Origin of the sequence: Shewanella sp. 10N.286.51.B2 (assembly GCF_041469265.1) — a bacterium.
Classification (GTDB): Bacteria; Pseudomonadota; Gammaproteobacteria; order Enterobacterales; family Shewanellaceae; genus Shewanella.
In genome coordinates this window covers 98,615-111,074 of record NZ_JBFRKH010000039.1, presented here as the reverse complement: position 1 = coordinate 111,074, position 12,460 = coordinate 98,615, and the positions used below count along the sequence as shown (strand labels likewise).

Here is a 12,460-nt window from a genome sequence, read left to right as displayed (position 1 = left end):
AATTTAAAATAAAAGCATTTCCCACTTTTTTCTGCTGGATTGAATTTAGTTTATGAGTTAATTTTGGCGATTAATGATGAAATATTCAGTCCTTTGACAGGGATCGTCCATCAGTAAATGAATGTAGGTGTTGGCAACTCAAAACGAAAGGCGATATGTTATAACTTCAAAATAATGGGTGGCTTTGTTAATTAATTTTTGGTGATTAATGATGAAGTATTTAGTCCTTTGGCTGGAATAATCCCATCAGTTAATGGATGTAAGTGTTAGCAACTTAAAACGAATGGCGTTATGTTATAACTTCTAAATAATGGGTGGCTTTGTAATTATTTAATTAACATTTTAATTAACAATGGGTGGCTTTTTAATTAATTAGATTTTAGCAACTCACTTGCGTGTTGTTGACTGGCTTGGCTGGCGTTTAGAAATAAAGAAACGGCCTTGCAGTGAACAAGGCCGTGAAGTTAAATCAGAGAAATGTGTGTTAGCTGATGATTAGTAGTAGGCAAAAAAGTTAATCCACAAGGCATTTACGATATCGATAAAGAAACCACAGACCAGCGGTAAAATAATAAAGGCCCGATGGGCGGCGCCGTGTTGTTGGGTTACAGCCGTCATGTTCACGATGGCTGTTGCCGTGGAGCCTAATGTCACCCCCCCAAATCCGGCACAAATCACCGCAGCTTCGTAATCTTTACCCATGGCTCGAAACACCACAAAAATCGTGTAAAGCACCGACATCAGTACTTGTAGACCAATGATCACGAGGATGTAGAAGAAGCTGCCTTCTAGCTCCCATACCTTTAAGCCCATTAAGGCCATGGTTAAGAACATGCCTAAACAAATATCTTGAATTAATGTCAGGCCTTTTTCACCATCACGTACATTATTTAATAATTTAGTACTGTTCTTTCGTAATACGTAAATCTTTAAGCTGTTCCCAATAAGGATACCGGCTAACAAGCAGGCCACAAACATGGGTAATTTTAAACCTAGATCGGTTAAGGCTGCATTGATGAAATGCCCCCCGATAAGGGATAAATTTAAGAATAACCAAGCCCTTAAAACACCAAAGTAATCAACTTGTAGCCCTTTGTCACCGTCTTTGTGAGTGGTACCTATATCCAGTTCGCTATCATGGTTACCGGTTAGTTTATGGCGTTTCATTAAATAAGCAGCAATGGGACCGCCAACCGAACACGCTGCAATTAAGCCTAAGGTATTGGACGCAAGTCCTAGCTCTAAGGCATTGGCAATACCCAAATCGTTAACAAAGGTTGGGCCCCACGCCATTGCGGTGCCAACTCCCCCAGTGAGTGAAATTGAGCCAGACATTAAACCCGCCTTGGGGTCAAAGCCAAATAGCGTGGCAACACTGATGCCTAACAGGTTTTGCAAAAAAATGTATAAACCGGCAAGCAGCAATAGTACTAATAAAGGTTCCCCCCCCTTGATAAGGGTGGCAAAGTCGGCTTTTAGGCCAATCCCCGCAAAAAAGTAGAGCAATAGTATATCGGCCACGTCTAGTTCAAATTGAACTTGGATATTAAAGGCGTAATACAAAATACCGACGATACTGGCGCAGAAAAAGCCGCCAACGACTGGCTCTGGAATACTATACTTTTGCAATAAAGCACTTTTGGAAATGATGAATTTCCCCATAAATAAAGCAGTGATAGCCAAAGTAAAAGCCAGAAAGGCTTGCACTGGGACCAGTTGCTTAGCTGCTTCATGAATTACATTTGGTTCCATTGGAGAGTTTATCCTTGTCAAAAAAAGGTCGATTGTACTCAATTTTACTGAGTTAGCCCAATCGGGTTACTGTATTCTAGATTGTCTGGCTAAAAGGGCAAAGGAGTAACAGTGACGAGTTATGCATATTCCTCTGCATACACTGAGCTTTACACTTGTATGGTTGATAATGCATTGCGGGCTTATTTTGTGATTGTGTTAACAATAACATGGCCATATATGGACGCTCCCGGTGAGTCAAGACAATAGTCTGCCTACCGAAGGCTTTTGACCTTGGTTTTCTTCTAAACTATTCACACTTGCTGTTGTTATTGATGTCACTCATGTACCGCTTAAAGTGGTTGTACTGCCATATATACGGGCTTAACAGTGTAGCTGTGCCCCTAATGAATTCCGTACCACTGCGCCGTTTAATTGTGAAACACCCATTCGGATTAAGTTCATCCTTGGCCTTTTCTGGCTTACATTGGTTGGACTGAGCCATTACTTCATCGTTTACAACAACCCTGGTGAGTTATTAATGTGCTATCTTGCCACTCATATCACCCACTCGGGTTAAATACCCTTGGCCAGACCGAGCTGTGCAAGATAGCGACAACGGTTTTAACATGCAACATGATAGGCACCATACTGAGGCTGATACGGGGTTTTGTTTTTGCGGTAATATCCACATCAACCTTGCTAAGCGATGGGCTGTAGCCACCACAGTACAACACATGGTTTTTCGAGTCCTAAGCTGGTTTATCCACATGCTTAAGTCATCTTGTTTTTTGCTTGCGTGGCTAACGACGGTTCTTGCGCCGTGTATCAGTTGCTTACGCAGATAGCCGTCACCTCGCTTGGTTATTCCTGAATGGACGCTTTTAGTACCTGAAGCAAATTGTTTTGGGGTTAACCCCAACCAGACAGCCAGTTCTTTTGGGCTATTAAAGGCTTGACCTGAGCCGATTGAAGCCGCAAAAGCGGAAGCGATAATAGGTCCTACAGCTGGAATGCTGAGTAAAATACTGCCATTAGGATCTTGCATGGCAAGTTGTTCTATCAGTGAGTTAATTTGTTTCAGACGTTTGGTCAATACTTGATACTCGTCCCAGAAATCATTCGCCATCAGCTTAATTAACGGGCGTTGATGGTCATCATTCATAATGTCCCACATTGCCAGCTCAAACGCGCTATAGCCTTGAGGGAAGCAGATGCCAAAATCAACTAATACGCCACGAATTTGATTTGTACAGGCGGTTCTTTGTCGAACTAAGCGTTCTCTGACTCGATGAAGCATTAATACTTCCAGTTGCTCTTCTGTTTTTACAGGGATAAAGCGAATATGGGGTCTCAAACTGGCTTCAAAAATAGCCATGACATCATTTTTGTCGTTTTTATTGCCACGGACAAAAGGAGTCACATGCTGTGGGGGTATGAGTTTGACGTGATGCCCCATACTGTTGAATTTTCTTCCCCAGTAATGTGCAGAATAACAAGCTTCAAATATCACATCACAAGGCGGTTGAAGCTGCATGAACTCGACAAGTTGAATACGGTTAAGTCGTTTATTAAAAAGCTGTTTAGCGTGTACATCCATGCCGATAACGTTGAAGACATTTTTTGCCAAATCGATAGCAATAGTGGTAACTTTCATAGTGGACGCTCCTTATGTAACTGAATGGTTCAACATCAGTTTGGCGCATTGACGCCGGAATAGGGAGCGTCCATCTCATCACCCATTTTAATTGGCTATTGTATTTTACGCTGAGGTAGGTGCAGTAATTCTCGGTGGAATTAGGAGAAGATGACAAAATAAAAAGGTATTAATGCCACTGCATTAATACCTTTTTGTTGCTTTAACCCTAACGCTTGTCAGCGTTGGCACTGAAGCCTATTAAAGCTTAACCATCAATTTGCCTTTGTTGGCACCAGAGAAGAATAAGTTCAATCCGTCAATTGATGACTCTAAGCCATTAAGTACGTGGGCGCGGTGTTTGATTTTACCTTGCAGTACATAAGGGGTGAGCTTAGCCAATAAGCTTGGCACTTCACCAAAGTGATCTGGCATTGTGAAGCCTTGAATCGTGAGGCGTCTTTTTAAAATGTTCATCCAGCTAGGGCCAGGTGCTGGTGTTTGGCTGCTGTAGTCAGCAATTAAACCACAAACCATGACACGGCCATGTGGGTTCATTTTATCGATAATTAGGCTTTGGATTGGGCCTGCGGTATTTTCAAAGAATAAGTCGATGCCATTTGGGGCACATTGTGCAAGTTTGGCTTCAAGATCATCGGTTTTGTAGTTAATGGCTGAATCAAAACCAAGTTCATTGACAATCCAATCTGCTTTTTCATCACTACCAACTACCCCAATAACCGTTAGGCCATCTGCTTTAGCAAGTTGACCAACAATTGAGCCAACAGACCCCGCAGCGCCGGTAACAATAATGGTTTCGCCAGCTTTGGGCTTACCGACATTAAATAGGCCTTGAGTGGCGGTTAATCCCGGTAGCGCAAATACAGACAGTATTGCTTCGTCTGGTAATGGCGCATCAACTTTGTTTAAGCCTTGACCATTACTGTGAAAATATTCTTGCCAGCCCATCATGCCCATCACGCGATCGCCAACTTTAAAATCGGGGTGATGGCTTTCAACGACTTCACCGACACCGCTACTGCGCATTACTTCACCTAAGTTCACTGGCGGAATATAGCTGTCAGTATCAGGTTGCATCCAACCAAACATGGCAGGGTCTAATGACATATGATTTTGTTTTACTAAAATCTCGCCTGGGTTCACGGTTGGCATTGGCTTTTGTACCACTTCAAAAATATCAGCGGTGATTGGGCCACCTTGTGGACGCTTTACTAAGTTGATGGCGGTAAATGTGCTCATTGTTGTTCCTTGTCTTTATTTTTATCAATTTTGCTATTGAATGCATTATTGCTTTTCTTTTTGATAAGATATAGTAGCTAAAAAGCGATACTTTATTGCTTTAAAAACAATAATGAGGCTTTGATGGATCAATTACGGGCGCTTAAATATTTTGTGAAAGTGGTGGAGTTAGGCAGCTTTACCCAAGCGGCTAAGGCTTTTTCTGTACCGGCATCATCATTATCAAGACGGGTTGCAGATCTTGAAAACTCCCTTGGGGCGACGTTATTAAAGCGTTCAACCCGCGCCGTCAGTTTGACTGAGATTGGCCGAGAATATTATCAGCAAGTATCAAGCTTGCTAAATCAGCTTGAACAAAGCAATGAGGCGGTGAGAAGTTATCAAACTGAACCTATGGGGAAATTACGCATTAGTGCCATGGTTGGCTTTGGCCGTGAACAGCTGCTGCCATTGATGGATGAGTTCTCAAGGTTATATCCCAAAGTGATTTTAGATATTGAGCTCAGCGATGAACTGTCGTCTGTTGGACGTGATGATGTGGATATTGCCATTCGTGGTGGTTATGCCCCTAATGATCGCGTAGTGGCGATAAGGTTAATGGACAACCAGTTTGTACCAGCAGCGACCCAGCAGTATCTAGCGGACTATGGCGTACCTTTACACCCAAATGAGCTTAAACAACATAAAGGCTTATATTATCGCTCGCCAAAAGGCCGCGTGCCGTGGCTAAGTAAAATTAATGGCCAGTGGCATGATGTATCAGCCCCTGTTGAGGCGATCAGTAATGCTGGTGAGTGGTTAATCGATAAAGCGCTGCAACATCAAGGCATAGTGATGATGCCGCGCTGGGTGCTAGCACCATTTTTTGAATCTAATCAGCTGACTGAATTACAGTTTGAGCCGCCATTATCAGCCAGTCAAAGTGATGATTTCGGGGTATATCTTATTTATCAAAAACAGCGCTATCATGTCCCTAAGGTCAAAGCGGCGGTAGATTTTTTAGTGGCTAGGATTAAACACGCTAAATAACTTAGTTTATGTAATATTCAAAGCAGCTAGCATGTTTAAATATTGGCTGTTATGACAGTGTCTACATCAAGAGTATCATTAGTAATGATTGCAACACCAACAATAGTAACCACAAGGCTGACGCTCCGCGCTTTTCAAGCCGATGATTTAGCAGCATTTGTAGCTTATCGAGCCGATCCTGTGATTGCGCAATATCAAAGCTGGGATGATTATCAGCTCGAAGATGCCAAGGCGCTGTTTACCAGTATGGATTATGGTTTGTTTGGTGTTGCTGGTAACTGGTTTCAGCTAGCTATTGTCGATAAAAGCCAACAGCTAGTAGGCGATGTAGCAGTGCATTTTGTCGACGATATGCAGATGGAGCTTGGTTTTACCATAGCGAGAGAGTATCAGCAGCAAGGTTTTGCTACTGAAGCACTGGCAGCAGTGATTGATTATTTGTTTGTCAGCTTAAACAAACATCGCATAACGGCGATAACTGATGCCGAGAACCTAGCATCAATAGCGTTACTAGAAAGGCTTGGATTTCGAAAAGAGGCCCATTACTTAAAGAATATATTTTTTAAAGGGAAGTGGAGCGATGAGTGCGGCTTTGCACTGTTGCAACAGGAGTATTTTCAGCAGTCTTAATAACGGTATTTATCACAATCGTTATTGTTGTCGCTATCGGTAGAGTGTGGTCGATAACTCAAATCTAAACCTGAGCTTTAAAAGCAAAAAGTCAGCACAAAGCTGACTTTTTTATTGGTAATTCGATTTTACTCACTAGGGCGAACAGTTGTGTGATTAGTTTCTTTTTTTCCATTTAAATAAAATCGAGTACTTCCATAAGCTCTTAATCACAAAGAAACCGATAAAAGCAAATATTGCACCGAGTATAATGCAACCCAGTAAAAATGGCGGCCCTACGGTACTGATAGAGCTTTCAACCCATTGCCAGCTGGCTTCAAAATTGAAATGAGCAGTGTTATGGCCAAGAATTTTTGCTCCTAAAATATAGGCAGCATAAAACATAAATGGCATGGTAAACGGGTTTGTTATCCAAACTAATGCCACTGCCAATGGGATATTGACGTTAAAAAATATCGCCATGCCTGCAGCAATAACCATTTGAAAAGGAAATGGTAACCAAGCGACAAATAAGCCCACCGCAAAGGACCCCGGAGCCGATTTTCGGTTGAGGGTCCATAAATTTGGTTTATCCAGCAAACCACCAAAAATACGTAAATATTTATTGTTACGTAAAGTCTCAGGCTTCGGCATAAATTTTTGTAATAATTTTTTTGGCATATATGCGATTACTGTCTTTAATTAACCGATGATAAATCGATTTGTTTATGGATTTTGCGCTAGCGTCCTATTTAGCAATTTATTGCCAAGTTTACTTCCAATATCGCTAGCGGTTTTAATGTTTGTTATTGGGGTACTCACGTTAAAGAGGTGGCCATTCATCAGTGGCTGCCTTTTAGGTGTCTTTTGGGTTTCCATTTGTTTTTATTCATTATTTTCACATCAAGAAGCTGAACATCCAGTCAGAAAACAATTTAAGGCACAGATAGTATCACTAGTTAGCAAAAACAGCGACTGGATAAGCTTTAATGTTGTTTTACTATCAGCGCAACATTCGCTTTACAAGCGATACTATAGACTTAATTGGCAACAAGCGCCTGAGGTAAAAGTTGGGCAGGTATGGGCGTTTGACGCCAGAATGAAGCCCATTACCAGCCCGATTAACCAAGGTGGTTTTAATCAACAAAAATATTTATTAAGCCAACACATTGTCGCAAAAGGCAGTGTTAAACAGTCACAGCTTATCGATTATAAATTGTCTTTAAGGCAAAGAGTAATTAGTGATTTCAAACCGAAATTACAACATTTAAGCCATTATCCCATCATTAATGCGTTGTTGTTTGGCGATAAAACTGACATTTCTACCGAGCAATGGCAGGCGTTAAGATCAACGGGCACAGGTCATTTAGTTGCGATTTCAGGATTACATTTATCTGTAGTGTTTGGTCTTAGCTGGAGTTTATTTAGGCTGTTATTGTTAAATTTCATGGCAACATCCTCTCGGCGTAATCTCATCTTGGCGGTATTAATGGCAGCAATGGTTGCTGCAGGTTATGGTTATTTAGCTGGGATGGCTATATCCACTCAGCGGGCATTGATGATGCTGTTAATGATTGTGTTGCTAACCGTATTTAGACAACACGCCTCGACTTGGCAGCGCTTGATATGGGCGTTATTTGCGGTGTTGGTATTTGACCCTTTTGCCAGTTTAAGTGCTGGTTTTTGGCTTAGCTTTAGCGCATTGGCAATAATTTTATTTACCATCGACTATCTTGGGGTTAAATCCACAACGGAGTTAAATCCCCAGCAATTGAACACAGCTGTCGAGTTAACGGATGTTCAAATTCAGCAAGATGATAGCTTAAGGGCTCGAGGATTGCGGCGTTTGAGTCAGCTTAAGTCAAATTTGATGGGTTTTCTAATTAATTTTTGGGCGATTCAGTGGCGCTTATTTATCGGTCTCGGGATAATACAAGCGCTGTTATTTGGTAGTATTTCAATCCACAGTATTTGGATTAACTTTTTGATGGTGCCATGGTTTAGTGTCATTGTTATTCCGCTGTGTATGTTGGCTTTATTGCTAAATAGTGTCTTTATGCTGTTACCTGCACCTGAGTTTATAAGTGATGCAATAGTTAGCACATTATTGTGGCTTACTGATCATAGCCTTGCCCCTTTTTACTACCTGTTAAGCCTAAGTGGGCAGTTACCCTTGGCTCAATTTCACCTTTCAGATGCGCTGACAGTCAGTTTACTATTACTTGCCTTAGGACTGTTTCTATTTAAGTGGGCTAGCGACACCCATTGGCGAGTATGCTTTGGATTAATGGCGCTGCCTTTTATGTTTCAGGTATATGGCTTTATCAAAGATAATACTCAACCCCTATCGACTAAGCTGTTGTGGCAAATGCATGTATTAGATGTGGGTCAGGGCATGGCGGTGCTATTACAACAAGGTCATAAAGGCATACTTTATGACACTGGCGCGGCTTATGGTGACAATTTTAGTTACGCCCAAAGAGTGGTGATACCCACATTAATGGCTAAAGGTGTGACTGAGCTAGATTATTTAATTATCAGCCATGACGATAATGATCATGCTGGTGGGGTAAATGAACTACTTAAGCATTTCAGTAAGCTAACTATTATCAGTAATATCGATAAGTACCAGCAAACTGATATAACCAATACAGTGCAGTTTGATGCGCAACTAGCCGATAAAACTCAAAAGCAATGCGATGATAGGAGGTTTAATTGGTTTAATTTAGCCATTACTTTAACCAGTAACATGGCAGCAAAAAGTGATAATAACCAGTCTTGTGTTGTGCATATTGATGATGGCAATAACCGTGTTTTACTGGCCGGTGATATTGAGAAACAAACTGAACAGCGGCTGATACAAAGCGGCTCTTTACTGGATGCTGATATCCTACTTGTGCCACATCATGGCAGTCGTACTTCATCGTCTGCAGAGTTTATTGCGGCCGTTAATCCCAGCGAGGCAATTTTTACTGCGGGTTTTGCTAATCAGTATGGTTTTCCTAAACATGACGTTGTTGAGCGCTATAAAACCCATGGTGTTACCACGCTTGTCAGTGGCGAAACAGGCCAGCTTAGTATAGATTTTAAACGTCAAAGTTATAAAATTCGACCGTATCGTACAGTTATTAAGCCATTTTGGTATAACAACTTGTTTAGATTTGGTGTCCAAGTTAAACCAGAGTAGAATACGCCTTTGTTAGCAATTCGAGTATTAATGTAATCAATGACAACAACTAATAACGAAATGTCGAGCGTCTTTAAGCGCCTTCTAACTTATCTTGTCCCAATGAAAGGGATGTTTCTGTTAGCTGTATTGGCATTATTGACCTACGGCTTGGTTGACGCTGCATTCATTTACTTCATCAAACCATTTATTGACGAAGGCTTTAGTCAAACTCCGTCAGTGGTCGCGGGCGTAGAAGTGCCGAGTCACGGCGGCTTTAATTCCAATAACAATATTATGATCATGGCACCGCTAGTGGTTATTGGAATGTTTACCCTACGTGGCTTAGCCAATTTCGTGTCGACTTATTGTGTGTCTTACATGAGCTCGAGATTAATCATGGATATGCGTCAGCAAGTGTTTGAGCATTATTTGCGTTTGCCTGTAAGCTATATCGATCGCGAAAATAGTGGTAACCTCATTTCTCGAGTGACCTTTGATACCGAACAAATTGCCCGTGCATCAGGCAGTGCGTTAATCTCTATTGTACGTGACTCTATTACCGTCATTGGTATGTTAGCTATCATGTTCATCTATTCTTGGAAACTTTCCATGTGCATCCTAGTCATTGGCCCATTAATGGGGATAGTGATTAGCGTTGTGAGTAAGCGTTTCAGAAAAGTCTCTAAACGCATCCAAGCAGCCATGGGCAATGTCACCGCAACCACTGAGCAAATGATTAAAGGTCATAAGAATGTGTTGGCGTTTGGTGGACAAAAGACTGAAGTCGAGCGCTTTCAAAAAGTTAATGAGGGTAACCGCAAGCAAAATATGAAACTTGCTGTAGCTCAAGCCGTTAGTCAACCGGTTATTATGATCATCGGTTCATTTGCGTTAGCGTTTGTATTGTACGCCGCCACATTCCCAAGCTTGAAAGCCGATTTAACCGCAGGCACATTTGCGGCCATTTTGGGCGCGATGATGGCAATGCTTCAGCCGATTAAAAATTTAACCCGTGTGAATGCTGAATTTCAACGTGGTATTGCCGCATGTACCACAGTTTTTGAGCTGCTAGATACAGCACCTGAAGCCGATACGGGTGAATTTGAAACTCAGCGCGTTAAAGGTAATTTAAAATTCAATAACGTTACCTTTAGTTATCCTGAGCAAGAAAAACCAGCCTTAACTCATGTTGATTTTGAAGTGAAGCAGGGTAAAACCATTGCCCTTGTTGGACGCAGTGGTTCGGGTAAATCAACCATTGCCAGCTTAATCACCCGTTTCTATACCGGCGTGTCAGAAGGGCAAATTACCTTAGACGACGTTGATATTTATGATTACAAATTAAAGTCATTACGTAATCAGGTGGCGTTAGTATCACAGCAAGTTACTTTATTTAACGACACTATAGCTAATAACATTGCTTATGCTTATCCAGGTGAAGCCACTCGCGAACAAATTTTACAAGCTGCAACCCTAGCTCATGCGATGGAATTTATCGAAAATTTACCTGAGGGGTTAGATACTCAGGTGGGTGAGAATGGCGTATTGCTGTCGGGTGGCCAACGTCAACGTATTGCTATCGCTCGGGCGATGTTGCGTGACGCGCCAGTATTAATATTAGATGAAGCAACATCAGCCCTTGATACTGAATCAGAAAAAGCGATTCAGCAAGGTCTTGATAACTTGCGCCATAATCGTACCTCGATTGTGATTGCCCACCGTTTATCAACCATTGAAAGTGCTGATGAGATTTTAGTTATCGATCAAGGCCAAGTAGTTGAGCGTGGTACTCACAGCGACTTAGTGGCAAAAGAGGGCATGTACGCTAACTTATATCAAATGCAATTTGGTAGTTAAATGCAGGCGTTAGTCAATAAAATTTGGTACCAAGGACACCGCGCTAAGTGGTTATTATTACCACTGAGTGCACTATTTGGGTTGATATCCAGTGTCAGGCGCTGGGCATTTAAACTTGGTTTTAAACAAGCGCAAGTATTGGATGTCCCTGTGGTGATTGTTGGCAATATTACCGCTGGTGGCAGTGGTAAAACCCCAACGGTTATTTACTTGATTAACTTATTACGTCAGCAAGGCTTCACCCCTGGGGTGATCAGTCGTGGTTATGGTGTCAATATTGATGGGGTAAAAACCGTCAAAGCAACCGATAACGCCGCAGATGTGGGTGATGAACCAGCAATGATTGTGGCTCGAACACAAGTTCCTATGGTGGTCGGGGCGAAACGCATTGACGCTGCAAAACAGTTACTGAGTGAAACCAATGTAGATGTGATTATTAGTGATGATGGCTTACAGCATTACGCGCTTGCACGTGATATTGAGATCAATATTGTTGATGGTCAGCGCCGTTATGGTAATCAATGCTTAATACCTGCAGGCCCGTTACGTGAAGGTTTATGGCGTTTAAATAGCATTGATTGGGTATTAAATAATGGCGGTGTAGTGCAAGGCAATGAAGTGGCGATGAGTTTAACGCCAGCAGCCCTTAAGCCTGTAAAACCCAATTCAACTCAGCAATGGCAACCACAAGCTGCTATTGCAATGGCAGGTATTGGTAACCCTCAACGTTTTTTTGACAGCTTATCATTGCAAGGGTTTAGCCTTGCTGAGACTAAAGCTTTTGAAGATCATCAAGCATTTGATGAAAATGAACTGAAACAGCTCTCAAAGCAGCATCCATTGATCATGACCGAGAAAGATGCGGTTAAATGTCGCGATTTTGCACAAGATAACTGGTGGTATTTGCCTGTAAATGCGAAGCTTAATACTGAATTTGATACCGCTTTTTTGAATAGACTTAACCAAGTCATAAAAGATAAACAAGGAAACCTCCATGGCGTTCGATAAAAAATTACTTGAGATTGTGGCTTGCCCTGTTTGTAAGGGTAAATTAGAATTCGATAAAGAAGCCGACCAATTGATTTGTAAAGCAGATAAATTAGCTTACCCAATTACTGAAGGTATTCCAGTGTTGCTGGAAAATAGAGCTGAGCCAATCGAGTCGTAAT

The 12,460-nt window shown here is 41.7% G+C and carries 9 protein-coding genes and 1 pseudogene; 6 read left to right on the top strand and 4 right to left on the bottom strand.

Annotated elements, in window-relative coordinates:
• Window positions 1–495: 495 nt before the first annotated feature.
• The 3 genes and pseudogenes from gltS to AB4140_RS10900 all read right to left on the bottom strand — a co-directional run bounded on the left by gltS (window position 496) and on the right by AB4140_RS10900 (window position 4,627).
• Window positions 496–1,752, bottom strand: a complete 1,257-nt coding sequence (gltS, locus tag AB4140_RS10910) for a sodium/glutamate symporter (RefSeq protein ID WP_372000916.1) — start codon at window positions 1,750–1,752, stop codon at window positions 496–498.
• 603 nt (window positions 1,753–2,355) lie between these two features.
• Window positions 2,356–3,388 (bottom strand): annotated as a pseudogene (locus AB4140_RS10905) (IS110 family transposase).
• A 240-nt stretch (window positions 3,389–3,628) separates the two neighbouring features.
• On the bottom strand, window positions 3,629–4,627 hold the full coding sequence (locus AB4140_RS10900) for an NADP-dependent oxidoreductase (protein WP_076537421.1): 999 nt from the start codon (window positions 4,625–4,627) through the stop codon (window positions 3,629–3,631).
• Between the two features lie 123 nt (window positions 4,628–4,750).
• Between AB4140_RS10900 and AB4140_RS10895 the strand changes: the two genes are divergently transcribed.
• Both AB4140_RS10895 and AB4140_RS10890 read left to right on the top strand, forming a co-directional pair.
• The gene (locus AB4140_RS10895) at window positions 4,751–5,656 is read left to right on the top strand and encodes a LysR family transcriptional regulator (protein ID WP_102438327.1); all 906 of its coding nucleotides are present in this window, start codon (window positions 4,751–4,753) and stop codon (window positions 5,654–5,656) included.
• Between the two features lie 84 nt (window positions 5,657–5,740).
• Window positions 5,741–6,286, top strand: a complete 546-nt coding sequence (locus tag AB4140_RS10890; protein ID WP_241903516.1) for a GNAT family N-acetyltransferase — start codon at window positions 5,741–5,743, stop codon at window positions 6,284–6,286.
• Window positions 6,287–6,442: 156 nt separating this feature from the next.
• Here the strand turns inward: AB4140_RS10890 and AB4140_RS10885 are convergent, their stop codons facing one another.
• Entirely contained in the window at window positions 6,443–6,946 is a 504-nt protein-coding gene (locus AB4140_RS10885; RefSeq protein ID WP_102438323.1) for a DUF2062 domain-containing protein, read from the bottom strand.
• Between the two features lie 28 nt (window positions 6,947–6,974).
• Here AB4140_RS10885 and AB4140_RS10880 point away from each other — a divergent pair, with 28 nt between their 5' ends.
• From AB4140_RS10880 to AB4140_RS10865, 4 genes are read left to right on the top strand one after another with little or no spacing between them, the layout of a single operon-like run.
• The gene (locus AB4140_RS10880; RefSeq protein WP_372000913.1) at window positions 6,975–9,452 is read left to right on the top strand and encodes a DNA internalization-related competence protein ComEC/Rec2; all 2,478 of its coding nucleotides are present in this window, start codon (window positions 6,975–6,977) and stop codon (window positions 9,450–9,452) included.
• A 39-nt stretch (window positions 9,453–9,491) separates the two neighbouring features.
• The gene (gene msbA, locus AB4140_RS10875) at window positions 9,492–11,291 is read left to right on the top strand and encodes a lipid A export permease/ATP-binding protein MsbA (RefSeq protein WP_102519644.1); all 1,800 of its coding nucleotides are present in this window, start codon (window positions 9,492–9,494) and stop codon (window positions 11,289–11,291) included.
• Entirely contained in the window at window positions 11,292–12,299 is a 1,008-nt protein-coding gene (gene lpxK, locus AB4140_RS10870; protein ID WP_102476206.1) for a tetraacyldisaccharide 4'-kinase, read from the top strand.
• Window positions 12,286–12,459, top strand: a complete 174-nt coding sequence (locus AB4140_RS10865) for a Trm112 family protein (RefSeq protein ID WP_076537432.1) — start codon at window positions 12,286–12,288, stop codon at window positions 12,457–12,459. The genes lpxK and AB4140_RS10865 overlap by 14 nt, the downstream gene beginning before the upstream one ends.
• The last annotated feature ends 1 nt before the right edge of the window (window position 12,460 follow it).